At 73.8% G+C, this 25,605-nt stretch carries 19 protein-coding genes; 12 read left to right on the top strand and 7 right to left on the bottom strand.

Annotated features, from left to right (window positions below):
* Positions 1-260: 260 nt before the first annotated feature.
* Together PV364_RS03495 and PV364_RS03500 are read left to right on the top strand one after the other, a co-directional pair.
* Positions 261-1,244 carry an ATP-binding cassette domain-containing protein gene (locus PV364_RS03495; RefSeq protein ID WP_319658106.1) on the top strand — a complete coding sequence of 328 codons (984 nt, stop codon included), beginning with the start codon at positions 261-263 and terminating at the stop codon, positions 1,242-1,244.
* Positions 1,241-2,134 (top strand): ABC transporter permease, encoded by an 894-nt coding sequence (locus PV364_RS03500; RefSeq protein WP_319658107.1) that lies wholly within the window; start codon positions 1,241-1,243, stop codon positions 2,132-2,134. The genes PV364_RS03495 and PV364_RS03500 overlap by 4 nt, the downstream gene beginning before the upstream one ends.
* 13 nt (positions 2,135-2,147) lie before the next feature.
* On the opposite strand, the gene PV364_RS03505 is transcribed toward PV364_RS03500, so the two are convergent.
* Positions 2,148-3,056: a helix-turn-helix domain-containing protein gene (locus PV364_RS03505; RefSeq protein ID WP_401974212.1), complete on the bottom strand. Its 909-nt coding sequence runs from the start codon at positions 3,054-3,056 to the stop codon at positions 2,148-2,150.
* 92 nt (positions 3,057-3,148) lie between these two features.
* Between PV364_RS03505 and PV364_RS03510 the strand changes: the two genes are divergently transcribed.
* The 3 genes from PV364_RS03510 to PV364_RS03520 are packed head-to-tail and all read left to right on the top strand — an operon-like array spanning position 3,149 to position 5,742.
* The gene (locus PV364_RS03510) at positions 3,149-3,556 is read left to right on the top strand and encodes an ATP-binding protein (RefSeq protein ID WP_319658109.1); all 408 of its coding nucleotides are present in this window, start codon (positions 3,149-3,151) and stop codon (positions 3,554-3,556) included.
* 9 nt (positions 3,557-3,565) lie between these two features.
* On the top strand, positions 3,566-4,849 hold the full coding sequence (locus PV364_RS03515) for a VWA domain-containing protein (protein ID WP_319658110.1): 1,284 nt from the start codon (positions 3,566-3,568) through the stop codon (positions 4,847-4,849).
* Positions 4,849-5,742, top strand: coding sequence for a hypothetical protein (locus PV364_RS03520; protein ID WP_319658111.1), 894 nt, complete (start codon positions 4,849-4,851; stop codon positions 5,740-5,742). Before PV364_RS03515 ends, PV364_RS03520 begins: the two co-directional genes overlap by 1 nt.
* A 539-nt stretch (positions 5,743-6,281) precedes the next feature.
* On the opposite strand, the gene PV364_RS03525 is transcribed toward PV364_RS03520, so the two are convergent.
* Together PV364_RS03525 and PV364_RS03530 are read right to left on the bottom strand one after the other, a co-directional pair.
* Positions 6,282-7,394, bottom strand: coding sequence for an oxidoreductase (locus PV364_RS03525; RefSeq protein ID WP_319658112.1), 1,113 nt, complete (start codon positions 7,392-7,394; stop codon positions 6,282-6,284).
* A complete protein-coding gene (locus PV364_RS03530; protein ID WP_319658113.1) occupies positions 7,391-8,731 on the bottom strand; it encodes a hypothetical protein in 1,341 nt (446 codons plus the stop codon). The genes PV364_RS03525 and PV364_RS03530 overlap by 4 nt, the downstream gene beginning before the upstream one ends.
* Positions 8,732-9,016: 285 nt before the next feature.
* Between PV364_RS03530 and PV364_RS03535 the strand changes: the two genes are divergently transcribed.
* The 3 genes from PV364_RS03535 to PV364_RS03545 all read left to right on the top strand — a co-directional run bounded on the left by PV364_RS03535 (position 9,017) and on the right by PV364_RS03545 (position 13,646).
* Entirely contained in the window at positions 9,017-9,973 is a 957-nt protein-coding gene (locus PV364_RS03535; protein ID WP_319658114.1) for a hypothetical protein, read from the top strand.
* A 54-nt stretch (positions 9,974-10,027) separates the two neighbouring features.
* Positions 10,028-11,581, top strand: coding sequence for an APC family permease (locus PV364_RS03540; RefSeq protein ID WP_319658115.1), 1,554 nt, complete (start codon positions 10,028-10,030; stop codon positions 11,579-11,581).
* A 103-nt stretch (positions 11,582-11,684) separates the two neighbouring features.
* Positions 11,685-13,646: a primary-amine oxidase gene (locus tag PV364_RS03545; protein ID WP_319658116.1), complete on the top strand. Its 1,962-nt coding sequence runs from the start codon at positions 11,685-11,687 to the stop codon at positions 13,644-13,646.
* A gap of 64 nt (positions 13,647-13,710) precedes the next feature.
* On the opposite strand, the gene PV364_RS03550 is transcribed toward PV364_RS03545, so the two are convergent.
* Positions 13,711-14,715: an aldo/keto reductase family protein gene (locus tag PV364_RS03550; protein ID WP_319658117.1), complete on the bottom strand. Its 1,005-nt coding sequence runs from the start codon at positions 14,713-14,715 to the stop codon at positions 13,711-13,713.
* A 225-nt stretch (positions 14,716-14,940) separates the two neighbouring features.
* The gene (locus PV364_RS03555) at positions 14,941-15,804 is read right to left on the bottom strand and encodes a DUF6528 family protein (protein WP_319658118.1); all 864 of its coding nucleotides are present in this window, start codon (positions 15,802-15,804) and stop codon (positions 14,941-14,943) included.
* Positions 15,805-15,871: 67 nt separating this feature from the next.
* On the opposite strand from PV364_RS03555, the gene PV364_RS03560 reads away from it, so the two are divergent.
* Complete coding sequence (locus PV364_RS03560) at positions 15,872-16,453, top strand: GNAT family N-acetyltransferase (RefSeq protein ID WP_319658119.1); 582 nt, start codon at positions 15,872-15,874, stop codon at positions 16,451-16,453.
* Between the two features lie 37 nt (positions 16,454-16,490).
* The gene (locus PV364_RS03565) at positions 16,491-18,890 is read left to right on the top strand and encodes a Tex family protein (RefSeq protein WP_319658120.1); all 2,400 of its coding nucleotides are present in this window, start codon (positions 16,491-16,493) and stop codon (positions 18,888-18,890) included.
* An 84-nt stretch (positions 18,891-18,974) separates the two neighbouring features.
* Here PV364_RS03565 and PV364_RS03570 read toward each other — a convergent pair whose 3' ends face one another.
* Complete coding sequence (locus PV364_RS03570; protein WP_319658121.1) at positions 18,975-20,576, bottom strand: alpha/beta hydrolase; 1,602 nt, start codon at positions 20,574-20,576, stop codon at positions 18,975-18,977.
* 386 nt (positions 20,577-20,962) lie between these two features.
* On the opposite strand from PV364_RS03570, the gene PV364_RS03575 reads away from it, so the two are divergent.
* The gene (locus PV364_RS03575) at positions 20,963-22,825 is read left to right on the top strand and encodes a Xaa-Pro dipeptidyl-peptidase (protein ID WP_319658349.1); all 1,863 of its coding nucleotides are present in this window, start codon (positions 20,963-20,965) and stop codon (positions 22,823-22,825) included.
* 90 nt (positions 22,826-22,915) lie between these two features.
* Entirely contained in the window at positions 22,916-24,214 is a 1,299-nt protein-coding gene (locus PV364_RS03580; protein WP_401974418.1) for an MFS transporter, read from the top strand.
* A gap of 202 nt (positions 24,215-24,416) precedes the next feature.
* On the opposite strand, the gene PV364_RS03585 is transcribed toward PV364_RS03580, so the two are convergent.
* Positions 24,417-25,550: a CaiB/BaiF CoA-transferase family protein gene (locus tag PV364_RS03585; protein WP_319658123.1), complete on the bottom strand. Its 1,134-nt coding sequence runs from the start codon at positions 25,548-25,550 to the stop codon at positions 24,417-24,419.
* Positions 25,551-25,605 lie beyond the last annotated feature (55 nt).

Here is a 25,605-nt window from a genome sequence, read left to right on the forward strand (position 1 = left end):
CGCCGGGGCCTCCGCGGCGGCGCGGGCGGGCTCCTCGCGGACCTCGGGCGGCGACGGCACCTGCGCCGTCGCCCTGGAGGCCGGCAGGGGGCGGGCAGGTCGCCGCCGGTCCGTCCGGTCCGCCGTCCGTCCGGCCTGTCCGGCCCGTTCGGCCCGCTCCGCGCCGTGGCCGGCGCCCCCGCGACGTACGCTCGACGTGCCGCCCGGCCGGGACACGAGCCCGGCCCGCGGCAGGCGGTCCGAGCCTGTGGAGGTGCCGGATGACGGAAGCGATCGAGGTCCGGGGGTTGCGGAAGGACTACGACGGGGTCCAGGCGGTCCGGGGCATCGACTTCGCGGTCGCCCGCGGCGAGACCTTCGGATTCCTCGGCCCCAACGGCGCCGGCAAGTCCACCACGATCGGGATGCTGTGCACCCTGGTCACCCCCACCGGCGGATCGGCCCGCGTCGCCGGGCACGACGTCGTGCGCGAGCGGGCGGAGGTGCGGCGCAGCATCGGGCTGGTCTTCCAGGACACCACCTTGGACGGTTACCTCAGCGCCGAGCAGAATCTCCGCTTCCACGCCGAGCTCTACGGCGTGCCGCGCTCCGCGCTCGGTCCGCGCATGGACCGGGTCCTGGACATGGTGAACCTGACCGAGCGCCGCCGGGGCAAGGTGATGACCTTCTCCGGCGGGATGAAACGGCGCCTGGAGATCGCACGGGGGCTGCTGCACTCGCCCCGCGTGCTCTTCCTGGACGAGCCGACCGTCGGGCTGGACCCGCAGACGCGCAGCTCCATATGGGACTACATAGGCGAGCTGAAACGCACCGAGGACGTCACGATCTTCATGACCACGCACTACATGGACGAGGCCGAGTACTGCGACCGGATCGCGATCATCGACCACGGCGCCGTCGTCGCCATCGACACCCCCGCCGCGCTGAAGGCCGCCGTGGGCGAGGACCGAGTCCGCTTCACCGCGGACGACGACCGCGTGGCGCTCACCGCGCTGCGCGACCGCTTCGGCCTGGAGGGCACCGTCAGCGAAGGGCAGCTGACCTTCAGCGTGCCCGCGGGCGAGGAGTTCGTGCCCAAGCTGTTCGACGGGCTCGGAGTGCCGATCCGTTCCGTGAGCGTGTCCCGGCCCAGCCTGGACGACGTCTTCATGGCGTACACCGGCAAGACCATCCGCGACGCGGAGGCCGGGGGCCGCGGCGCCGACCGGATGCGCGCCATGGCGGCGCGAGGGAGGCACCGGTGACGACCCCACCACCGGGCACCCCCGCACCCGTGCCCGCCCCGTCCACCGCCGTGGCGGCCGTCGCCGTCCCGCGCGGCGGGTTCGCCGCCGGGCTGCGCGCCGTGCGCGTGGTGTGGCACCGCGAGTTGCTGCGCTTCTCCAGCGACCGGCTGCGCGTCCTCACGGCGCTGATCCAGCCGCTGCTGTTCGTCTTCGTCCTCGGCACCGGCCTGGGCTCGCTCACCCGGGGCGTGCCGGGCGTGGACTTCAAGACCTTCGTCTACCCGGGCGCGCTCGCCATGTCCGTGCTGTTCACCGCGGTGTTCTCGGCGGGATCCATCGTCTGGGACCGGGAGTTCGGCTTCCTGCGCGAGATGCTGGTGGCCCCGGTCAGCCGGACCGCGCTGGTGATCGGCAAATGCCTCGGCGGCGCGACGACGGCCACCGCGCAGGGGGTGATCGTGCTGGCACTGGCGGGACTGGTGGGGGTCCCGTACGACCCGCTGCTGCTGCTCACGCTGCTCGGCGAGATGGCGCTGCTCGCCTTCACCCTGACCTGCTTCGGCGTGATGATGGCGGCCCGCATCACCACCTTCCAGGCCTTCATGGGCCTGACGCAGATGCTGCTGATGCCGCTGTTCTTCACCTCCGGCGCGTTGTTCCCGCTGTCGGGACTGCCGGGCTGGCTGGCCTTCGTCACCCGGGTCAATCCGCTGACGTACGCCGTGGACCCGATCCGGCGCGCGGTCTTCGCCCACCTGGACATCGGTGCCCGGGCGCGCGCCGCGTACGCGCCCGGCGTGACCTGGGGGAGCCACCACGTGCCGGTCTGGCTGGAGGTGTCTATCGTGGCGGTCTGCGGGGTGGTCATGCTGGTCGTGGCGAGCTGGGAGTTCCGGCAGGCGGACTGAGGCCCGGGGACGCTCAGAGCCGGTCGCGGACGTCCTGGAGGAAGTCGCGGGTGGGCTCGGCGGGCAGGGCCTGGGCGCTCATGCGGTCCAGTGCCTCGCGGAACTGGGAGACGTCCTCGCGGTCGTCGAGGTAGACGGCGCCGATCAGGCTCTCCACGTACGCGATGTCCGGCAGTTCGGGCAGCGGGAAACGGAAGATGTGGAACGGCCCGTACATCGCCGGGTGCGGGCCCGAGGCGAACGGCATGACCTGGAGCCGGACCTGGGGCATGCCGCAGGCCTCGATCAGCCGGTCGACCTGGCCGCGCATCACCTCGGCGCCGCCGATGGGGCGGCGCAGCACGGTCTCGTCGATGACGACCCACAGCAGTGGCGGCCGGTCGCGGACCAGCAGCGCCTGCCGCTCCATCCGCAGCGCCACCCCGCGCTCGATGTCGTCCTGGGAGGCGTGCGGGCGCCCGGCCCGCAGCACCGCCTCCGCGTACTGCGGTGTCTGCAGGAGTCCGGGCACATAGTGCGGTTCGTAGGCGCGGATGAGCTCGGCCTCGCCCTCCAGGCTGACGAAGGCGCTGAACCACTCCGGCAGCACGTCCCGGAACCGGTGCCACCATCCGGGGCGGTTGGCCTCCCGCGCCAGATCCAGGAAGTTCTCGATCTCGGCCGGGTCGGTGACGCCGTAGGTCTGGAGCAGCTTCTCGACGTACGGGATGCGCAGACCGACTTCGGCCTTCTCGATGCGGCGGATCGTGGCGTGGGTGACGTCGAGGGCGCGGGCGGCGTCCTCGTAGGAGACGCCGGCCTTCTCCCGGAGGTCCTGGAGGCGCTTGCCGAGTACGACACGCAGCACGGTGGGTGCACTCGACGGTCGCGCTTCGCTCACGAGAAATCCTCCAACCCCACTGATCCACGGGAAGTTTGGCATGGTGTCAGTGCGTTGCAAAGCATGTCGGCACCGCTTTGCACATTGCAGATTGCACCTTGCCATGCATTCGGGCAGGCGCGCATAGTAGCGGAGTGGCATCCTCCCATGACGCGTTCCTCTTGGCCGCGCAAGGCGCCGCGGTCGCCGAGGCGCGACGGCGCGTCAGGGCGCGGCTGCGCGAGTGGGGGATCGCCGAGGAGATCTGTGACGATGTGAGCCTGGTGGTGTCCGAACTCTTCACCAACGCCGTGCGTCATTCCGGCGGGGAGAAGGTGGCCTGCGCCGTCCGGGTCGAACGCGGCGTCGTGCGCGTGGAGGTGGCGGACCAGGGCATCGGTCTGACGGTTCCTCAGGTGCGGGTCGCTGACGTCGGCGAGGAGTGCGGACGGGGCCTGCTGCTGGTCGGCGCGGTGTCCCGGGCCTGGGGTGTGGTGACCGGCCAGGACGGCATGGCACGTGTGGTCTGGGCCGAGTTGGGGGCCACGACGGATCTTCCATAGGATCCGCCAATGATCATACGCAAACGGCTGGCGGCGGGACTGTGCGGTCTCGCGGCCACGCTGGCCACCGTGCTCTTCCCCGCAGCGGCACCGGCCGCCGCGGACGACGGGCCGGAGACGCCACGCGAGGCCCCCAAGGTCGAGCTCGTCCTCGACGTGAGCGGTTCCATGCGCGCCAACGACATCGACGGCAGATCCCGCATGTCGGCCGCCAAGCAGGCCTTCAACGAGGTCATCGACGCGGTCCCGGAGGAGGTGCAGCTCGGCATCCGCACCCTCGGGGCCAACTACCCCGGCAAGGACAAGAAGGTCGGCTGCAGGGACACCGCCGCCCTCTACCCGGTCGGCTCCGTCGACCGTACGGAGGCCAAGACCGCGGTCGCCACCCTCGTGCCCACCGGCTGGACACCGATCGGCCCCGCCCTGCAGGCCGCGGGCAAGGACCTCGCGGGTGGCAACGCCACCCGCCGGATCGTCCTCATCACCGACGGCGAGGACACCTGCCAGCCCCTCGACCCCTGCGAGGTGGCGCGGCAACTCGCCGCCGACGGAACCCACCTGGTGGTCGACACCCTCGGCCTGGTCCCCACCACCAAGATCCGTGAACAGCTGAGCTGCATCGCCGAGGCCACCGGCGGCACCTACACCGCCGTCGACCACGCGGACCAGCTCACCGACCGCATCAAGCAGCTCGTCGACCGCGCCGCGGACAACAACGTCGTCGTCACCCCGACCGCCACCGAGGGCGCCGGTTCCTGCACGGACGCCCCGCTGCTCGGCGCCGGCATCTACACCGACCGCGAGGAGTTCGCGGAGCACCGCTGGTACCGGGTGAGCGTCACCGACGGCCAGGAACTGCGCACGTCCGTCAGCGTCGGCGCCGACCGGGCCGTCAACCGCGACTACGGCGTGCTCGTCCGGGCCGTCACCCCCGGCGGCCGCGAACTCGTCCGCGGCACCGACGCCGGCAGCGGGCGCACCGACGTCATCTCCGCGGGCCTGCGCTACGCGTGGCCCGAGCGCGACGACGCGGACGCCGCCACCGCGCGCACCGTCTGCCTGGAGGTCAGCAACTCCTTCTCCGCGCCCGACGCCGTCAAGCGCACTCCGGGGCTGCCCGTGGAGCTGAGCATCGACCTGGTGTCCTCGCCCGACCAGCCCTCCGACGTCGCCTCCTTCGGCCTCGGCCGCGGCTGGTGGCTGCTGGGCCTGCTCGTCGTGACCGGCCTGGTCGCCGGCATCCTGTGGGGCTGGATCTCGCGCTGGCGCGTCGCCGTCTGGAGGACCAACTGATGCGTAGCACGCGTACGATCCGCGCGGCCGCGGCCGGACTCCTGCTCGGCGGGGCGCTGCTGGCGACCGGAGCGGGAACGGCCGTCGCCGACGACGCCACTCCCAGCCCGAGCTCGTCCGAGTCGTCGGGGACGGCGGAGACCGCCGCCGCGCCGGGAACGGGCTTCCGTACCGCCGGGCACATCGGGCAGGGCGTGACCTCCACCCCCGCCGGCGCCTCGACCGGCGACTACCTGTACTGGGTCACCCCCGCCAAGGCCGGGCAGATCCTGACGGTCTCCGCGACCGTGCAGCTCCCCGAGTCCGCCACCCGGCACGGCGGCCAGACCTGGCAGCTCGACCTGTACGACGGGCTCCGCCGCCACCAGGCGTGCACCGCGGGCAAGCCGACCGTCACCGCGGCCGCGGACGCATCCTCGGTGGAGCTCAGCTGCCGGCTGCGCACCGTCCGCGCGTGGTCGGAGGCCTGGGCCAACGACCCGCTGCCGGGCGCCTACTACATCCGGCTGACCGTGGTCCGCCTCGCCGACCAGGACCTCGGCCTGCCGGTGGAGGTCCAGCTCGGCACCGCCTCCAAGGACGCGGGCGGCTCGCAGGCCGTGGACGGCGAACTGGCCGCCCCGCTCACCCCGGTGGCCAAGGCAGGCGCCACCCTCGACCCCAACGCACAGCCCTCACCGGCCGTGACCGGGGAGAGCGACGAGAGCGCGGAGGACGCCGACCCCAGCGCCTCACCCGTGGCGGCCGGCCTCACCGAGCCCGACGGCGGCTGGGGCGGCGGCTGGTGGTCCGACCGCTGGATCTGGACCGCCGGCGGCGGTGTGCTGGGCGCGCTCGCGGGCGTGGCCGGGTACAACCTCACCCGCGGCCGGGGGCGCCGCCCGGTCGCGTAGCCGGCGACCCGGCCGACCCCGACCTCGACCCCGCCCCCGACGACGTCGACGACGCGCCGGTCCGGGACCGCGTGCAGCGGGTCCCGGACCGGCGCGTTCTCCTGTGCCGGCCGCGGAGCAGCGGCCGGACGGGAGGACACCGCCGCGGCGAGCAGGAGCGCGGCCCCCGGACGCGGGCCCCGCACCGCGCGAGGACCACGGCACGGGGCGCGCGAGGCGGGTGCCGGCGCTGTGGGCGAGGAGCAGACGCACCGTCCCGGCGCGCCCTCAGCGGGCGGCGGCGCACCGTGGTGTGTCCTCGTCATCATGACCGCTCCCGGTGTCGGGCGGCGTCCCCCCGCGGCCGGTCGCAGTGCCGCGACGTCCGTCGCGCCCTGGACCGACGCGGGGCACAGGGCCGTCGTACCGTCCGCGTCGGGGAGTTCCGGCGAGGCCCCGCGCTTCAGGAGCCGGCGGGCGCTCCCGGCGTCATTCGGCATCGCGGCCGGGACGAGGGCAGGGCTCGGCCTCCTACCGCGTCCGCCGTCGGCGGACGCGGATCACGAGCCGCCGCCCGCACCGGGGGAGCCGATCGGGAAGCCGATCCCCAGGCGGGCCACCCGGCCCTTCTCGCCCGCGGCCCAGCAGCCCAGGTCCGCCGCGCAGTCGACGGTGTCGAAGGACCCGGCGTCGAACGTGCGCCATGTCCTGCCGCCGTCCAGGCTCAGATCACTGCCCGTCGGCCCGACCGCGATCGCGGCGCGCGAGGAGTACGGCAGCCACGTCACGCCCGACCGGTAGGCGGCGGGCGGCCGTTCCGACTCCGTCCACGACGCCCCGCCGTCGCCCGTCACCGCGGAGGCATCCGGGGACGCCTGGTCCGCGCGGTAGTCCCCGCCGACCGCCAGCCCGTGCCGCGCGTCGCGGAAGGCCAGGGCGAAGACGCCCTTGGCCGGATCGCCGGCCGGCAGCGTGGACGCGGCCACCGTCCAGGTCAGCCCCCGGTCGCGGGAGTGCAGGACGCGCGCCGCGGAGGCCCCGCCCGTCGCCAGCCACACATCGTGCGGGCCACGGCTCACCAGGCACTGGCCGCTCGCCGCGAACGACGCCTCACCCGCGAGCGCGGGCGGCATGCCCGCGGACGGCAGTACCCGCCAACTGCGGCCGCCGTCAGCGGTGGACAGGAGGCGGTACCGGCCGTCGACCGGGTCGCTGACCGCGAGCCCGTGCCGGGTGTCGAAGAAGGTGACGCAGTCGTAGAAGGCCCGCGGATCGGTGTTGCGGAAGGCCTCCGACCAGGTCCGGCCGCCGTCCTCGGTGCGCAGTACCCGGGACGCCTCGCCCTCGCCGATGGCCAGTACGACCGCCCGGCGCGCGTCGAACGCCTCGACGTCCCGGAACTCCAGGTCCCGCGCGCCCGGCGGGGACACGTCCGCCCAGTGGCGTCCGCCGTCGACGGTCCGCAGCACCGTCCCCGCCGAGCCCGCGGCCCACGCCGTGCTCCGGCTCACCGCCGCCAGCCCGCGGAAGCGGGCCGTGCTCCCGGTCTCCTTGACCTCCCAGCGCGGGCCCGGCCCCGCCGTCGCCCGCGCCGGCACGGCACTGATTGCCGCCACCGCCGCTCCGCACACCAGAGCCGCCAGCACCCGCCTCGTCGTTCCCGTCCGCTTCATGGCGCGGGACCGTAGTCCACACCGTCCCCGGGGTCCAGACCGCCTTCCACGGCCGGCTGCCCCGCGGCCGACGTCGCGGCCAGGGCCCGTTCGGCGGCCTCCGTGGCACGGGGCGAGAGGCAGGTGCGGGCCAGGCCGGCGGCGCGGGCGGCGAGCCGGCGGGCGCCGTCGAGGTCGCCGGACAGGGCACGCGCGAGGGCGGCGTGCGCGGTGTGGAGGGCGAGGTCGCGGCGGTGGGACGGGGGCAGGAGGGGCAGGGCCTTGTCCAGGGTACGGGCGGCCTCGCCGGGATGACCGAGGTCGAGCAGCACCAGGCCGCTGTGGGCGAGGAGTTCGGCCTCGGCGTCGTCGCGGGCCGGGTCCAGCAGGCTGGCGGCCTCCTCCAGCGCCCGGCGGGCGGCCGGTTCCCCGCCCAGCCCCGCGTGCGCCCGGGCGCGGCACATGGCGAGCGTCGCGCGGACCGCGGGCGGAAGGGCGGGGAGTGCGTCCTCGGCGGCGGCCACGCCCGCGAGCGCGTCGTCATGGCGTCCGTTGAGCACTGCCTGCAGGCTCAGTTCGGCCCACAGCCGGGCCGCCTGCGGCGCGTCGCCGGCGGCGTGCGCGAGCCGGAGCCCGGTGAGGAAGTACCGCTGGGCGGCGCCGTGCCGGCCGGTGTCGACGGCTGCGCGGCCGCCCAGCCGGGTCAGCGCGGCGGCCGTCCGCAGGAGCCGGACGTCGTCGGCGGCCGCGAACGGCCCCTGGCGGACGAGTTCCAGAGCGATACGCAGATCGGCCTCGACGCGGTGCCGCACGGCGCCCCCACCGAGCCGCCCGTCGAGCCGGCACAGCCCGTGCAGGCCCCACTCCAGCCAGGCCGTGGTCTCCACGTCGAAGTCGGCCCCGGACGCGGCCGGTTCGGGCACGGCGTCCGCGAGCACCGCCCGGTTCCACTCCCCGATCGCGACGCGGAACTCCGGACCTTGCACGACCGGGCAGCCCCGCGGGTCACGCCCGCCGCTGTCGAGCAGGACCTCCAGTGCGCCGAGGGCGCCCGCACGGTCCCAGCCCAGTCCTTCCGGCAGGCCCGCCAGTGCCGGCAACCAGCCGGGCCACGGCCGCGCGTCCACGTCCCGCAGGGGCACGCCGAGCGCCCTGGCCAGGGCGCGCTGGCTGTCCCGTTCGGGCACCACGCCCCAGTGCTCCCAGCGCCAGACCTTCTCCCGCCGTGCCGCCATGGGCACGCCGAGAGCGCGCGCGTTCTCCGCGACGACCCTGGCGAGGTCCTGGTAGCTCCAGCCATGGCTCCGCCTGACGTACGCCAGGGGGTGCGACGGCGCGGGCGCGGTCTCGTCCGCCACCGAATGACTCCTTCGTTCCCGCTTCGTACGTTCGAATATCAGGCGTACGCCATCTTGCGCAGCCGTTCCCGACGAACCTGTCCGTTCCGTGCCCTGATGCACCGTTGACTGTGGTCGCGGCCGGTGGGCGGGGGAGCGTGGGACTACATCGAGACAACGGGGCCGCTCTTGAAGCGGACCTGCCTGTACCGGTTGGCTGTGCGTGATCAGCTGATCACCGGACGCCGAAGGGGAAGCCCCGACCCGGGCCGGACGTGTCGTGCGCGCCGTGGAGGCACCCCGAGGATGACTCCTCCACCCCCGTTCGGATTCTCCCGTTCCCGGGACGAACTGCGGTTCGATCCCGCGCTGGACGACGAACCGCTGGCCACCGCCCGTGCCGCCTTCGCCCAGGGCCGCTGGACCGAGGCCCGCACCCTGCTCGCCGAGACCGGGGACGCCTGGGACCGGCGCGGCCACCGCCTCGTCGTGCTCGGCGAGGGCCGTGCGAGCAGTACCTGGGCCCGCGAGTGGCAACTCGCCGAACCGGGCAGCCCCGACGCGGCGGCCCTGCTCGGCTGCGCCCTGGTCTTCCGCGCCGTCGACGGCAAGGAACGGCCGGAGACCGCGCGCGAGGCCTGCCTCGCCGCCGCGGCGCTGGCCCCCGCCGATCCGACGCCCTGGCTGTGCCTGCTCATCCTGGCCCGCCACACCGGCACCGACGACGACCGGATGCGCGCCTTCGACCAGGTGCGCGGCCGCCACCGCGACCACCACCACGGCCACCAGCTGATGGCCGCCTGCCTGGCCGAGCGTCCCCAGTCCCCGGCCGACGGAAGCCAGTTCCACGAGGTGTACGAGTTCGCCGAGTGGGCCGCCGGGGACGCCCCAGAAGGCTCCCCGCTGGCCGTCCTGCCGGTCGTCGCCCACGCCGAGCTCTACCGGGTGCTGGCCGCCGCCGGCACCGAGCCCGCCGACCCGGCGGAGTCGGAGCACTGGCGCGGCTGGCGCGCCCGGCAGGCCCTCAAGCGGGCCTTCGACTGGTGGCTGGAATGGGACGACCGCGACCATCCGCGGCTCTACCTGGACCTCAACTTCCTCGTCCACGCCCAGTACTTGCAGGGCCGCAACGCCGAGGCGGCGGCCCTGTTCAACCGGATCGGCGGCTATGCCACCCGCATCCCGTGGTCGTACCCCGACCGCGACCCCAAGAAGGCCTTCCGCGCCGCGCGCGAGGCCGTGCTCGGCCCCGGATCCCCTTAGGGACCGCCCATCGACGCACAGCACACCCAGTCACCCACGAGGAAAGGATCTGCCATGCTGACGGGCAATACCGGGATCAGCACGTTCAAGGGCGAGGAGAGAGCCCTGCGGGCCGACCGGCTCGGCCTGCCCGGCCTGCTGCTGTCGGTGGTCGCGGCCAATGCCCCGCTGATGGTCGTCGCGGGCGTCATGCCCACCGCCTACGGAGTGATGGGCATCGTCGGGCAGCCGCTGCTCTTCGTGATCCTCGGCGTGGTGCTCATCCTCTTCAGCGTCGGATACGCCGAGATGAGCCGCCACGTCCACAACGCGGGCGCCTTCTACGCCTACATCGCGCGCGGCCTCGGCGGCACCGCCGGCGCCGGTGCGTCGCTGGTGGCGCTCGTGTCGTACAGCGCCCTGCAGTTCGGCGTCTACGGCCTGTTCGGCTTCGAGATCTCCGGGCTGTGCGAGACCTACCTCGACCTCACGATCGCCTGGTGGATCCCGGCGCTCCTCGGTGTCCTCGTGGTCGGCGCGCTCGGCTGGCTGAAGATCGACCTCAACGCCAAGGTCCTCGGCGTCCTGCTGCTGATCGAGATCACGCTCGTCGTCGTCTTCGACGTCGCCGCCATCGGCCACCCCTCCGCCAAGGAGGGCCTGTCGCTGCACGCCTTCGACCCGTCGACGCTCAGCGGCGCGGGGCTCGGCACCGCGCTGTGCCTGTGCATCGCCGCGTTCGTCGGCTTCGAGCAGCCCCCCGTCTACGCGGAGGAGACCAGCCGGCCGCACGTGCTCGTCGCCCGGGTGACCTTCCTCGCCGTCACCTTCGTCGCGGTCTTCTTCGCCATCAGCTCCTGGGCGCTGAGCGTGGCCACCGGCCCGTCGCAGATCGTCGGCCAGTCGCAGAAGCAGGGTCCCGGGCTGCTGTTCGGCCTCAGTGAGTCGATCATCGGCGCCACCTTCACCGACGTCCTCCACGTCCTGTACGTGACCGGCATGTTCGCCTGCCTGCTCAGCTTCCACAACGTCGTCGCCCGCTACGCCTTCGCCATGGGCCGCGAGGGCCTGCTGCCCGCCGCGTTCGGCCGCACCAACCCCAAGAGCGGTGCCCCCGCCCACGGTTCGCTGCTCCAGACCGTCATCTCCCTGGTCGCCGTCGTCGCCTTCGCCGTCACCGACGGCAGCGCCGCCGCCGACCACGACCCGACCGCACCCGTGCTCAAGCTCTTCACCTGGGGCGGCAACGTCGGCGCCCTGGGCATCATCGTGCTGCTGGCCACCACGGCTTTCGCGGTCATCGGGTACTTCGTCCGGCGCGGCGCGCTGCGCACCCAGGCGCCGAGGATCGCCGCCTCCGCTGTGGCGGGTGTCGCGCTGATCGTCATCGCGGTCTACGCCGTCAAGGACTTCGACGTCCTGGTCGCCGGCGCGGGCTCCGCGGTCTCGTGGATCCTGCCCGGCGTCATCGGCGTCACCGTCGTCGGCGGCCTGGTCTACGGCCTGGTGCTGCGCTCCACGCGTCCCGAGCTGCACGCCCGCATCGGCCTCGGCAACGAGGCGTTCCGGATCGAGCAGGCCCGCGAGAACGCGGCCGACGCCGGCCAGGCGGAGCCCGCCGCCTCCTGACCCCGCCCGGCCCGTCGCACCCCGGCAGGGGAGCGGCGGGCCGGACGCGTGTCCGCATCCTGTCCCGTAGCGCAACGACTCACGCACACCGGAGAGTTGTCCCATGTCCTCCTGCTGCCACACCGACGCCGACACCTCCCCCGCCGCGCCGCACCCCCTCGACCCGCTGACCGCGGACGAGATCGCCGCGGCCCGCCGGATCCTCACCGAGGAGGGCAGGGTCACCGACGCGACCCGGTTCCCCCTGGTGCTGCTCGACGAGCCCGACCGGCACACCGCGGACGCCCACCGCGACGGCGACCCCGTCGTCCGCCGGCTGCGGGTCACCCTGCTGGACTCCCTGACCGGCGCCGCCGCCGAGGCCCTGGTGGACGTCACCGCGGGCGTCGTGGTCGCCCATCGCGCGCTCGACACCGATCAGGAGGGCCAGCCGCCGGTCACCTTCGAGGAGTACGAGATCGTCGAGGAGATCGTCAAGGCCGACCCGGGCTGGCGCAAGGCCATGGCGGAGCGCGGCGTCACCGACCTCGACCTGGCGATCGCCGCCCCGCTCGGCGCGGGCCCGCTGCGCTTCGAGGACCGTCCCGGCGCCCGCCTCATGCGCTCGCTGACCTGGCTGCGGTGCGATGCCGCCGACAGCCCCTGGGCACACCCGGTGGCCGGGCTGGTCGCCGACGTCGACGTCATCGGGCGCAAGGTCGTCCGCCTCATCGACACCGGCGCCGTCCCGATCCCGGCCGAATGCGGGCGCTACGAGGCCGAGTTCAACGGGCCGGCGCGCACGGACCTGCGCCCGCTGGAGATCTCCCAGCCCGAGGGACCGTCCTTCACCCTCACCGGCCGGCTGATGACCTGGCAGAAGTGGCGTTTCCGCATCGACTTCAACGGCCGCGAGGGCCTGGTCCTGCACCAGATCGGCTACGAGGACGGCGACCGGGTCCGCCCCGTTCTGCACCGCGCCTCGCTCGCCGAGATGGCCGTCGCCTACGCCGAGCCGGGCGAGGACCGCAACTGGGTCGCCTTCCTCGACGCGGGCGAGTACTCGCTCGGGCGCAACGCCAACGCCCTGAAGCTGGGCTGCGACTGCCTCGGTGAGATCGCCTACCTCGACGCCGTGCTCAGCGACGACCTCGGCAACCCCGAGACGCTGCCGAACGCGATCTGCATCCACGAGGAGGACTACGGCCTCCTGTGGAAGCACACCGACATCTTCAACGGCATGACGGCCGACAGCCGCCGCTCCCGCCGCCTGGTCGTCTCCTACATCACCACCGTGGGCAACTACGACTACGGCTTCTACTGGTACTTCTACCAGGACGGCACGATCGGCTTCGAGGCCAAGTCCACCGGCATCGTGCAGACCTCCGCCGTCGAGCCCGGCACCGCCGACGCGGTCGGCACCGAGGTCGCGCCGGGCCTGCTGGCCCCGTTCCACCAGCACATGTTCTGCGTGCGGCTGGACGCGGCGGTCGACGGGCACGCCAACACCGTCGAGGAAGTGGACGTCGTCCCCGTCCCGCACGGCACCGACAACCCCAACGGCAACGTCTTCACCACCCGGGTCACCCCCCTCGCGGACAGTGCGGAGGGCGGACGCCTCGCCGACCCGCTCGCCGGGCGACGCTGGCGGATCACCAACCCCGGCTCACTCAACCGCATGGGCAAGCCGGTCGCGTACACCCTCGTCCCGCAGCCCGGTCCGGTCGTCCTGGCCCAGCCCGACTCGGCCGTGGCCCGGCGCGCGGCCTACGGCACCAAGCACCTGTGGGTGACCCGCCACCGCCCCGAACGCCGCTTCCCCGCGGGCGACTACCCCAACCAGAACGCCGGCGGCGGCGGGCTGCCCCGCTGGACCGAGCCCGGCGAGAGCCTGGAGAACACCGAGCTGACCGTCTGGCACACCTTCGGTCCCACCCACCTGCCGCGGCTGGAGGAGTGGCCCGTCATGCCGGTCGACCACAGCGGCTTCACGCTCAAGCCCACCGGTTTCTTCGACCGCAACCCCTCGCTCGACCTCCCCAAGGAGACCCCGCGGGGCGAAGGGGCGCACTGCCGCACCGAGTAGCACGGGGCGCGGCCCCGCGGTCCGTGCGGACCGCGGGGCCGCGGCGTTCCGGGACGTCGACCGGTCAGGGGCGGCGGACCGGGACGTTGTCGTGGACCCGCTTGGGGTCGGTGACGGCGACCGGCTCGAGGATCTCCTCGATGCGCGCCATCAGCTCCTTCTCCAGGACGACACCCGAGGCCTTGGCGTTCTCCGCGACCTGCTCGGGGCGGGAGGCGCCGACGATGGCCGCCGAGACGTTGGAGTTCTGCAGCACCCATGCCACCGCCAGCTGGGCCAGGGAGAGCCCGGCCTCGGCGGCCAGCGGCTCGAGCCGCGCGACGGCGTCCAGCACCTCGTCGCCCATCCAGCGCGCGATCATGTTGGCGCCGCCCTTGTCGTCGGTGGCCCGCGAGCCCTCCGGCGGCTGCTGACCGCGCTTGTACTTGCCGGTCAGCACACCCTGCGCGATCGGCGAGAAGACCACCTGGCCGATGCCCAGCTCCACGCAGGTGGGGACGACCTCGCCCTCGATGACCCGCCACAGGGCGTTGTACTGCGGCTGGTTCGACACCAGGGAGATGCGCAGCTCGCGCGCGAGCGCGTGGGCGCGGCGGATCTGCTCCGCGGGCCACTCGGAGACGCCGATGTACAGGGCCTTGCCGGAGTGGACGACGTCGGCGAACGCCTCCATCGTCTCCTCCAGCGGGGTCTCCACGTCGTAGCGGTGCGCCTGGTAGAGGTCCACGTAGTCGGTCTGCAGGCGGCGCAGCGAGCCGGCGATCGACTCCATGATGTGCTTGCGCGACAGGCCGCGGTCGTTGCGGCCGGAACCGGTCGGCCAGTAGACCTTGGTGAGGATCTCGAGCCCTTCGCGGCGCTCGCCCTTCAGCGCCTCGCCGAGCACCGACTCGGCCCGCGTGCCGGCGTAGACGTCCGCGGTGTCGAAGGTGGTGATGCCGGTCTCCAGCGCGGCACGCACGCACGCCGTGGCGGCGTCCGCCTCCACCTGCGAACCGTGGGTGAGCCAGTTCCCGTAAGCGATCTCGCTGATGAGCAGACCGCTGCGGCCGAGATGGCGGTATTCCATGGGAGCGAAGCCTCCGTTGGCGTGTACAAGGCAGGGTGCCGGACCGGCCCGGTACGGACGCACCGCGGCCCGCCGGCGGCGCGGCGCCCGGGTGGGCGCCGGCTGCGGAATAGATGGTCAGGGCACTGTTCCCAGTGTTCTCCGATCATTACATGCCCGCTGCCGGCGCCCGGGACCGGTCCAGGCCATCGCGCTGCTTCGCCCGGGAGGGCGGCCCGGCGCCCTTCAGCGGAAGTCCGGGGTCCACAGCCGCACCGCGGAGAACTCCGCCCCGGGACGGGTGCGGGAGTACGCCGTGGTGCCGTCCGGATCCAGGAAGTCGATCGTGGGGCCGCCTCCGGCGCGTGGGCCGGACACGTGGCCGCGGGCGCGGATCCGGGTGCCGGTGGGCTGGCTGAGGTAGGCGCGGACGTCGTCGGCGCCGTCCACCTGCCGGTACTTGCGGGTCTCGGTGTCGAGCCGGTAGGCGCCGTTGGTGTCGGTGAACCACAGCGACCCCGGTTCGCCGTACACCGGTTGCAGATCGACGCCCTGCCCCTCGAAGTGGATCACGCTGTGCTCGGTCAGCATCGTGGCCGGGCCCCTGCCGGACAGCGCGTACCGCACCAGCCGCTCCTCGCCGATCGCCCACAGCGCGGCGCGCTCCGGGTCGTAGAGCACGCCGTGCGCCCTGGGCAGCGGGATGGTGAGGAACGGGCCGGACTGCTCGGTGTCGGCGTACAGCCGCAACCGGCCGGGCGCCGCGGAGGCCACCGCGATCACCCCGCCCGGGATGCGCTCGATGGCGCGCGGCGTGTCGGCCGGCGTGATCGTCTGCCAGACGATCGCCCCCGTGTCCTCGCGGACCATCGCCGCCCGGCCGCCGAGGGCGGTGACCAGCACGACCCGCCCGTACGCGTGGGTCCTGCGCAGGCGGACGTCCGACAGGTGCTGCCAGCTGGTGCCCGTCCCGCCGGGCGCCTTCCAGCGCCAGGCGACCGCGGCGTCCTGCGACCAGTCGGCGGCACCGGGGTCGAAGACGAGCACGTCGTTCCCGGTCTGCTCCGCGGTGGCGATGGGATGACTCGTGCGCGCGGCGTACCGCGTCATGTCCTGCCCCCGTGTCGTTGTGAAGCCAACGAATAACCGCAGGATAGCCACGCGACGCCCTGCCACGATGGGCCCTGTGACCGTACCGCGACAGAACATCCACGCTTCGCCCGTATGGGAGATCTCGCCGCTCGCCGTTGACGACCCGCTGTCGAGGGACCTGCTGTGGCGCTACTACGACGACATCGTCAGCCGCTACTACGGCAGGCCGATGACCCGGCAGGAGATCGACGACCTGCTCACCGAGGACACCAGTGACGACCTGGCCGGCCCCACCGGCCGGTTCCTCGTCGGCCACTACGGAGGAGTCCCCTCCGGCTGCGCGGGGGTACGGCTGCTCGCCCCCGGCGTCGCCGAACTGCGCCGCGTCTGGGTCGTCCCCGCCGCCCGCCGCACCGGCGGAGCCGCGTTGCTGGTCAGTGCGGCCGAGCGCGCGGCGGTGGAACACCTGGGCGCCGGCGTCGTGCGCCTGGACACCCGGGCCGACCTGGTCGAGGCGCGGTCGCTGTACGCCAAGCTCGGCTACCGCGAGATCGACGACTACAACGGCGACCGCTACGCCGGCCACTGGTTCGAGAAGACCCTGCCCCAGGACTCCGGCGCGGCTTCGCCCCCAGGCTCGCGGCGCGGCGGCCGGGCTCCGCAATAATGCAGCGGTAGTCCAGCCAGAAAGCAGGTCGCACATCGTGACGACAACGGTCTCGGTCGAGCGCAGGATCGCCGAGGAGCTCGGCGTACGGGAAGGGCAGGTCCACGCGGCCGTCGAACTCCTCGACGGCGGTGCGACCGTGCCGTTCGTGGCCCGGTACCGCAAGGAGGCGACCGGCGCGCTCGACGACGCACAGCTGCGCACGCTCGAGGAGCGGCTGCGCTACCTGCGGGAGCTCGACGAGCGGCGGGCCGCGATCCTGGAGTCCATCGAGTCCCAGGGCAAGCTCGACGACGCGCTCAAGGCGCAGATCCTCGCCGCCGACTCCAAGGCGCGCCTGGAGGACATCTACCTGCCGTTCAAGCCCAAGCGCCGCACCAAGGCGCAGATCGCCCGCGAGGCCGGTCTCGAACCGCTCGCGGACCGGCTGCTGGAGAACCCCGCCCTCGACCCGCAGGACGAGGCGGCCGGCTTCGTCGACCCCGACAAGGGCGTGGCGGACACCGCGGCGGCCCTGGAAGGCGCCCGCGCCATCCTGACCGAGCGCTTCTCCGAGGACGCCGACCTCGTCGGCGAACTGCGCACCCGGATGTGGGAGCGCGGCCGGCTGGTCTCCAAGGTGCGTGAGGGCAAGGAGGAGGCGGGCGCGAAGTTCGCCGACTACTTCGACTTCGCCGAGCCGTTCGGCAAGCTTCCCTCGCACCGCGTGCTCGCGATGTTCCGCGGCGAGAAGGAGGAAGTCCTCGACCTCACCCTGGAGCCCGAGGAGCCGGTCGAGGACGGCCCGTCCAGCTTCGAGCGCAAGATCGCCCACCACTTCGGCGTCACCGACCGCGGCCGCCCGGCCGACAAGTGGCTCGCCGACACGGTGCGCTGGGCCTGGCGCACCCGCTTCCTCGTCCGGCTCGGTCTCGACCTGCGCGTCCAGCTGCGCCAGGACGCCGAGGACGAGGCGGTGCGGGTCTTCGCCGCCAACCTGCGCGACCTGCTGCTCGCCGCCCCCGCCGGCACCCGCGCCACGATGGGCCTCGACCCCGGCTTCCGCACCGGCGTCAAGGTCGCCGTCGTGGACGCCACCGGCAAGGTCGTGGCCACCGACACGATCTACCCGCATGTGCCCCGCAACCAGTGGGACGCGTCCATCGCCACGCTCGCCCGGCTCGCGGCGGCCCATCACGTCGACCTCGTCGCGATCGGCAACGGCACCGCGTCGCGCGAGACCGACAAGCTCGCCGCCGACCTCATCAAGCGGCACCCCGAGCTGAAGCTGACCAAGGCCGTCGTCTCCGAGGCCGGCGCCTCGGTCTACTCCGCCTCGGCCTACGCCTCCGCCGAACTGCCCGACATGGACGTCTCGCTGCGCGGCGCCGTCTCCATCGCCCGCCGCCTGCAGGACCCGCTGGCGGAGCTGGTGAAGATCGACCCCAAGTCGATCGGTGTCGGCCAGTACCAGCACGACCTGTCCGAGCTGAAGCTTTCGCGCTCGCTCGACGCCGTCGTCGAGGACTGCGTGAACGGCGTCGGCGTCGACGTCAACACCGCCTCGGTGCCGCTGCTGCGCCGCGTCTCCGGCATCACCGAGGGCCTGGCCGGCAACATCGTCGCCCACCGCGACGCCAACGGCCCCTTCCGCACCCGCACGGCGCTGAAGGAAGTGGCCCGGCTCGGCCCGAAGGCGTACGAGCAGTGCGCGGGCTTCCTGCGCATCCCCGGAGGCGACGACCCGCTCGACGCCTCCAGCGTGCACCCGGAGTCGTACCCGGTGGTCCGCCGCATGAGCACCGCCGCCGGCATCGGCATCGGCGCGCTGATCGGCAACGGCTCGGTCCTGCGCGGGCTCAAGGCGGACGCTTTCGTCGACGACACCTTCGGTCTGCCAACCGTCACCGACATCCTCGCCGAACTGGAGAAGCCGGGCCGCGACCCGCGACCGGCCTTCAAGACCGCCGAGTTCAAGGAGGGCGTCGAGGAACTCAAGCACCTCGAGCCCGGGATGCTGCTGGAGGGCGTCGTCACCAATGTCGCCGCCTTCGGCGCCTTCGTGGACGTCGGCGTCCACCAGGACGGCCTGGTCCACGTCTCCGCGATGTCCAAGACCTTCGTCAGCGACCCGCGCGACGTGGTCAAGCCCGGGGACATCGTCCGGGTCAAGGTCCTCGACGTGGACATCCCGCGCAAGCGCATCTCACTGACGCTGCGCCTCGACGACGAGGCGGGCGCGGCGGCGGGTGCCGGGGCCGGGAACGGCAAGGGCAGCGGCGGCGGTGGACGCCCCGAGCGGGGTCCCCGTCCCGAGCGGCGCGGCGGCGGCACGCCCCGCCAGTCGCGCGGCGGCGGCGACAACCGCCCGGCGCCCTCCGGTGCCATGGCGGACGCGCTGCGCCGGGCGGGCCTGGACAAGGGGCTGGGCGGCGGAGGAGGCGGCCGCCGCGGCTGACATCGGCCGACGACCGCGTGAACGCGCGCCGGGGAGGACGGGACGACGCCCGCCCTCCCCGGCGCGCGGCGTACGGGACACGGGTCAGCGGCAGACCGTGCCCGCCGGCGGGAGGGTGCCGTGCAGGAGGAAGCGGTCGACGGCGCTGTCGACGCAGACGTTGCCCCGGTGGTAGCCGGTGTGGCCGTCGCCGACGCGCGTGAGCAGCCGCCCGGAGTCCAACTGCCGCGCCAGCGCGACGGACTGCGGGTACGGGGTGGCCGGGTCGCGGGTGGTGCCGATCACGAGGATCGGGGCGGCACCCCGGGCGTGGACGGGGCGTGCGGGCTGCTGGGACGGGACCGGCCAGTGCGTGCACATCACCAGCGTGTCGGCGAAGGCCCGGCCGAACTGGGGGGACGCGCCCAGGAACCGGGGCAGCGCGGCCGCCGCGCGGACGGCACTGAGCCGCGGGCCGATCGTGGAGCTCAGGCAACTGACCGCGAGCTGCGCCTGGTCGCCCTCCTTGGACGTCTCCTGGCCATCGGCGATGATCTCCTGGAGGTCGTGGGCGTCGCCCGTGCGCACTCCGCGCAGGGCGTCGCGGAGCCGGTCCCACGCGGGGAAGCGGAGGCCGTCCACGACCGCGGCGGTCAGGTCGTCGCCCGTGACCTCGTCGTCCTTGCCCTGCCGGAGCGGCGACCGGTCGAGCACGGCCCGCAGGGTGTCCAGCGTGCGGGCGGCCCCCGGCAGGCTGCGGCCGACCGGGCAGTCGGGGCGGGTCGCGCAGTCGGCGGCGAACGCCTCCCACGCGACCTGGTAGCCGCGGGCCTGGTGGAGCGTGGTGTCGAGCGCGCCGAGGGAGGGGTCGAGGGCGCCGTCCAGCACCACGTGGCCCACCCGTGAGGGGAACAGTTCGGCGTAGGTCGCGCCCAGGTAGGTGCCGTAGGAGAAACCGGCGTAGTGCAGTCGCCTGTCGCCGAGGAGCGAGCGCAGCATGTCCATGTCCCGGGCGGCGTCGGGTGTCCCGACGTACGGGAGCAGCCCCGCGACGTGCCGCTCGCACTCGCCGGCGGTCTTCCGGTACATGGTGTCCCACGCGTCGATCTCCGCCTCGTCGGGCGTGGGGGGCACGGGCGACTGCATGAAGGCGACCGGCCGGCCCGTGCCGCAGTCGACCAGGGTGCTGTGGCCGACGCCCCTGGGGTCCATCGCGACGAGGTCGTAGGCGCCGCGCACCGAGGAGGAGTACGCCGTGGCGGCCTTCCACAGGTAGTCCATCGCGGAGGCGCCGGGACCGCCGGGGTTGAGCTGGAGGGAGCCGAGCCGCGCGCCGCCGGTGGACCTCTTGCGGGTGGCCGAGACCAGGATGTCGCCGGCCTCGGGATGGGCGTAGTCCAAGGGCACGCGCATGGTGGTGCACTGGAATCCGTCGGCCCGGTCGCAGGGCCGCCACGCCAGAGTCTGCCCGTAGTAGGCGCGCAACCGCGATGCCGCGGCGGCCCCGCCGTCCGTCGCCGGGGCGCTGCCGGACGGTGCGGGGCGCGGTGCGGGAGAGGCCAGCGGCGGGGCGGCGCAGGCGGTGAGCAGCAGGGCGCAGGCGCCCAGTGCGACGAGGGTGCGCCGGGGGGTGCGGCCGGACACGGCGCCGGAGGGAGGGCTGGAGGAGGGGCCGGACGTGAGGCCGGTGGTGCGGGCAGCGATCATTGCCGGCGTTCCTTTCGCGCCCCGCCGAGCCGCGGGGCCAGTCGGGATTCGGCTGCGGTCCCCGGGGCGTGTGCCACCCGTCGCGCCGTGGCCGGGTCCGCTGCGAGGGGTGGCCCTGCGGTCCACCCGTCGACCCGGCTGCGTGACCAGCTCATCACGTGGCGTGTTCGGCGGACAGTTCGGCTACGCCGAACGCGTGAACGGGGCCGTGTGCCACGGCTGTCCCGCGCGGGCTCCGCGCGCCGCCCCCGGTGGGGGAGTCCCTTGGCAAAGCCCCTGTTGCGAAACGGAGTTGGCCGGGAATCTGCTGTTGGCATGACACTGCCAAGCGTTAGCGTCCGCGAGTGCCCTCCCTGCCGTGCGTCCCCCGTGTCCGTGTCCATGCGATGTGCGTCGTCGCGGCCGTCGTCGCCGCTCTCGCCGCCGTACTCCTCCCGGCGACGTCCGCGTACGCCGCCTCGGGCGGCACCGTCCGTGACGGCCTCAGCCGGCCCGACTACTCGTACGCCGACGCCATCCGCGAGGCGGTGTGGGTCGACACGGGACGCGACAGCGACGGCGACGGCCGGACCGACCGGGTGGCCGCCGACATCGTGCGTCCGAGGGAGGCCGCCGCCGCGGGCCGCAAGGTGCCGGTGATCATGGACGCGAGCCCGTACTACTCCTGCTGCGGGCGCGGCAACGAGAGCCAGACCAAGACCTACGACGCCCAAGGGCGCATGGTCCAGGCGCCGTTGTTCTACGACAACTACTTCGTGCCGCGCGGGTACGCGGTGGTCCTGGTCGACCTCGCAGGGACGAACCGCTCCGACGGCTGCGTCGACGTCGGCGGACCCTCGGACATCGGCTCCGCCAAGGCCGTCGTCGAATGGCTGGGCGGCCGCGCCACCGCGTACACCTCGCGCACCGGCACCCGGACCGCCGCGGCGGGCTGGTCGACCGGCGACGTCGGCATGATCGGCAAGAGCTGGGACGGCACCATCGCCAACGGCGTCGCGGCGACCGGGGTGAAGGGGCTGCGGACGATCGTCCCGATCAGCGCGATCAGCTCCTGGTACGACTACTACTTCCAGCAGGGCGCGGCCCTGTACGACTCCGGCCCCGACTGGCTCTCCGACTACGTCGAGAGCACCGGCGCCCGCACCCGCTGCGCCGCCGTGCAGGAGGCGATCGTCAACGGCGCCCCCCGCAGCGGCGACTGGACCTCCTTCTGGAGCGAGCGCGACTACACCCGGCACGCCGGCAAGGTACGCGCCAGCGTCCTCGCGGTGCACGGCATGCAGGACCTCAACGTCCGCACCAAGCACTTCGGGCAGTGGTGGCAGGCGCTCGCGGCCCACGGCGTGGAGCGGAAGGTGTGGCTGTCGCAGACCGGCCACGTCGACCCCTTCGACTACCGCCGCGACGCCTGGGTTGCGACCCTGCACCGCTGGTTCGACCACTACCTGCTGGGCGTGCGCAACGGCATCGAGATCGAGCCCGCCGCCGACATCGAACGCGCCCCGGACCAGTGGAGCACCGACCGTGCCTGGCCGCCGTCCGGCACCGAGCCCACCCGGCTGAGCCTGCGCCCCGGATCGACACCCGGCCTCGGGGTCCTCGGCCGCACGCCCGCCGCGCCCGGCAGCACCGAGGCCTTCACCGACGCCCCGCAGCGCGGCGAGGAGGACTGGGCCGCCGCCGCGGACACCGCGGGCCCGGACAAGACGGTCTTCAGCACCGGAACCCTCACCGGCGCGTTGCGCCTGTCCGGCAGCGGCACGGTCACGGTCACCGCCTCCGCGTCCACCACGAGCGCCCACCTGTCGGCGGTCGTGGTCGACCTCGGCCCCGCCACGATCCGGAACTTCCTCGGCGCCAAGGAAGGCATCACCGACCTCGCCACCCGTTCCTGCTGGGGTGCGAGCGCCCCCGGCGACAGCGCCTGCTTCCGTGACACGTCCGCGGACACCGTCGACGTGACCCGCACCGTGGTCAGCCGCGGCTGGGCCGACCTCGGGCACGCCGCCTCCGCCCGCCACGGCCGGCCCCTCGTCCCCGGGCGCGCGTACGCCGCGACCATCACCCTGGCCGCCACCGACCACGTCGTCCCGGCCGGGCACCGGCTCGCGCTGATCGTCGCGGGCACCGACGCCGGCCTCCTGGAGCCGCCCGGCAGCACCCCGGCCGTGACGATCGACCTCGCCCGCTCGTCCGCCTTGCTCCCGCTGTCCGGAAGCCTGCCCGGGGCAGCGCATTCCGGGCGGTGACGGAGGCGGGTAGGGTCGGCGGGTCAGCGATAGTTGTACAAGGAAGCAAAAGGCCCCGTGGACAGCACCAAGAACACCGCCGCCACCCCGATAGAGGACGCGGCCCGCGCCGCCGACGACGAACCCTGTGAACCCGAGCGCCGCAACGGCATGCGGCGCTGGCTCATGGACACCCGGCCCCTGCGGCACCCCGCCTACCGCCGCCTGTGGACCTCGACCACCGTGACCGCCGTGGGCAGTCAGCTCACGGCGGTCGCCGTTCCCAAGCAGATCTACGACATCACCGGCTCGTCCGCGTGGGTCGGCTACTCCAGCATCGCCGGCCTCGTCCCGCTGGTCGTCTTCGCCCTGTGGGGCGGCGCCGTCGCCGACAGCGTGGACCGCCGCAAGCTGATGCTCGTCACCAACATCGGCGTCGCCGTCACCTCACTGCTGTTCTGGGTGCAGGCCTTCCTCGGCGCCGGCTCGGTGTGGCTGCTCATGGTCCTGCTCGCCGCCCAGCAGGCCTGCGCCGGCATGAACGCGCCCGCGCGCAGCGCCGCCGTCGCGCGGCTCGTACCCCCGCAGGAACTGCCCGCGGCCGTGGCCCTCGGCTCGACCGTCATGCAGACCGGACTCGTGGTGGGCCCGCTGCTCGCCGGCGCCCTCATCCCCGTCCTCGGCCTGCCGACCCTCTACCTCCTGGACGCCATCGCGCTGACCGCGACCGTCTGGGCGGTCTTCCGGCTGCCCGCCCTGCCCCCGCTGGACAAGAGCGGTGCCGCGGTGTCCCGGCGCGGCGGCTGGCGCGAGGTCGGGGCCGGCTTCCGCTACATCACCGCGCAGCGCATCCTGCTCCTGTCGTTCGTGGCCGACATCCTCGCGATGGTCTTCGGCATGCCGCGCGCCCTGTTCCCGCAGCTCGCCGCGACCACCTACGCCCCCTGGGGCGAAGGGCTCTCCCTCGGCCTGCTCTTCGCGGCGATCCCCATCGGCGCGGTCGTGGGCGGTCTGTTCTCCGGCACCTTCTCCCGGGCCAAGCGGCACGGCCTCATGGTCGTCATCGCCGTGGCGGGCTGGGGCGTGGCCATCGCGGGCCTCGGACTCAGCGGCAGCCTGTGGTGGGCGACCGCGTTCCTGGCGCTCGCCGGCTTCGCCGACATGGTCTCGATGGTGTTCCGCAGCGCGATCCTGCAGTCGGTGGCCACCGACGACATGCGCGGCCGCATGCAGGGCGTCTTCACCGTCGTCGTGGCGGGCGGGCCGCGCGTCGCGGACCTGCTGCACGGCACGGCCGGTTCGGCACTCGGGTCACGGACGGCGGTCACCGCGGGCGGGGTGCTGGTCGTGGTGGCGATGCTGGGACTCGCGGCGGCGTTCCCGGTCTTCACCCGCTACCGGGGGGCGTGAGACCCGGAGTTGCCGAGTGCCCCGGTCCCGCTGTGGCGGACCCCGGCGGCGACCCGGCGACCCGCCCCGTCCGGGTCAGGACCAAGGGGGCGGTGCACCACTGCGAGCGTGGTCGGCAGCGTGCCGAGCCCGAGGTTACCGGGTGTGCCGCGCGATCCCCGCGGCAGGGGCGGGCGCGGCACCCGGATGGCGGCGGGAACCGTCAACCGGAGAACTCCCCCCGTACGGCCTCCGTGTGAGCGCCGAGGGCCGGCACTTCCCGCATCGGGCTCTCCCGGCCCGCGACCCCGACCGGTGGCAGCAGTCCGTGCAGCGGTCCGGCGGGAGAGCCGAACCGCCGCCAGCGCGAGCGCGCCGCGAGCTGCGGATGGTCGGCGAACTCCGGGACGGTGCGCAGCCGGGCGTTGGCGATCCCGGCCCGGTCCAGCAGGGCCATCGCGCCGTCGGCGGTGTGCCCGGCCAGGCACGCCTCCAGCTCCGCGGTGAGTTCGCCGTCGTGCGCGCGGCGCAGCGGGTTGTCGGCGAAGCGCGGGTCGCGGGTCAGCTCCGGGCGGCGCAGGACCTGTTCGCACAGTGCCACCCACTCCCGGTCGCTCTGCACGCTGAGGAAGACCACCGCGCCGTCGCCGCAGCGGTAGGGCCCGTACGGCGAGATCGACGGATGCCGGGCGCCGCTGCGCGCGACCGGCTCGCCGCCGTAGGCCTGCGAGTACAAGGGGTGGCCCATCCATTCGGCGAGCGCGTCGAACAAGGAGACCTCCAGGGCCGTGCCGTCGCCCGTCCGCTCCCGTTCGTACAGGGCGGTCAGGATCCCGGCGTACGCGTACATGCCGCCCGCGATGTCGGCGACGGAGATGCCTGGCCGCGCGGGGGCCTCCGGGCCGCCGGTGATCGACAGCAGCCCTGCCTCGCACTGGACGAGCAGGTCGTACGCCTTCTTGTCGCGGTAAGGGCCGTCCGGCCCGTAGCCGGAGATGTCGCAGGTGATCAGCCGGGGGTCGCGGGCGCGCAGTGCCTCCGCGGCGAGCCCGAGCCGCCCGGCCGCGCCCGGCGCGAGGTTCTGCACGAAGACGTCGGCGCGGGCGACGATCCGGTCCAGCAGCGCGCGGTCCTCCGGCTGCTTGAGATCGAGCACCACGCTCTCCTTGCCCCGGTTGCACCACACGAAGTACGCGGACATCCCGCGGACCGTGCGGTCGTAGTCGCGCGCGAAGTCCCCGCCGGGCCGCTCCACCTTGATGACACGGGCCCCGAGGTCGGCCAATTGCCGGGTCGCGTACGGCGCGGCGACGGCCTGCTCCAGGGCGACGACCGTGATGCCCTCCAGAGGCTGCATGCGCGGTTCCTTCCGCGGGCGTTGGGTCGGCAGGGTGAACGCGTGCGTCGATCAG

Source organism: Streptomyces sp. MI02-7b (assembly GCF_033793585.1).
Lineage (GTDB): Bacteria > Actinomycetota > Actinomycetes > Streptomycetales > Streptomycetaceae > Actinacidiphila.

Excerpts from the sequence above, each read along its gene's own strand:
- PV364_RS03495 (WP_319658106.1), top strand. The coding sequence starts at position 261 with ATGACGGAAGCGATCGAGGTCCGGGGGTTGCGGAAGGACTACGACGGG.
- PV364_RS03505 (WP_401974212.1), bottom strand. The coding sequence starts at position 3,056 with ATGCCAAACTTCCCGTGGATCAGTGGGGTTGGAGGATTTCTCGTGAGC.
- PV364_RS03515 (WP_319658110.1), top strand. The coding sequence starts at position 3,566 with ATGATCATACGCAAACGGCTGGCGGCGGGACTGTGCGGTCTCGCGGCC.
- PV364_RS03520 (WP_319658111.1), top strand. The coding sequence starts at position 4,849 with ATGCGTAGCACGCGTACGATCCGCGCGGCCGCGGCCGGACTCCTGCTC.
- PV364_RS03525 (WP_319658112.1), bottom strand. The coding sequence starts at position 7,394 with ATGAAGCGGACGGGAACGACGAGGCGGGTGCTGGCGGCTCTGGTGTGC.
- PV364_RS03535 (WP_319658114.1), top strand. The coding sequence starts at position 9,017 with ATGACTCCTCCACCCCCGTTCGGATTCTCCCGTTCCCGGGACGAACTG.
- PV364_RS03540 (WP_319658115.1), top strand. The coding sequence starts at position 10,028 with ATGCTGACGGGCAATACCGGGATCAGCACGTTCAAGGGCGAGGAGAGA.
- PV364_RS03545 (WP_319658116.1), top strand. The coding sequence starts at position 11,685 with ATGTCCTCCTGCTGCCACACCGACGCCGACACCTCCCCCGCCGCGCCG.
- PV364_RS03550 (WP_319658117.1), bottom strand. The coding sequence starts at position 14,715 with ATGGAATACCGCCATCTCGGCCGCAGCGGTCTGCTCATCAGCGAGATC.
- PV364_RS03555 (WP_319658118.1), bottom strand. The coding sequence starts at position 15,804 with ATGACGCGGTACGCCGCGCGCACGAGTCATCCCATCGCCACCGCGGAG.
- PV364_RS03560 (WP_319658119.1), top strand. The coding sequence starts at position 15,872 with ATGGGCCCTGTGACCGTACCGCGACAGAACATCCACGCTTCGCCCGTA.
- PV364_RS03570 (WP_319658121.1), bottom strand. The coding sequence starts at position 20,576 with ATGATCGCTGCCCGCACCACCGGCCTCACGTCCGGCCCCTCCTCCAGC.
- PV364_RS03575 (WP_319658349.1), top strand. The coding sequence starts at position 20,963 with ATGTGCGTCGTCGCGGCCGTCGTCGCCGCTCTCGCCGCCGTACTCCTC.
- PV364_RS03585 (WP_319658123.1), bottom strand. The coding sequence starts at position 25,550 with ATGCAGCCTCTGGAGGGCATCACGGTCGTCGCCCTGGAGCAGGCCGTC.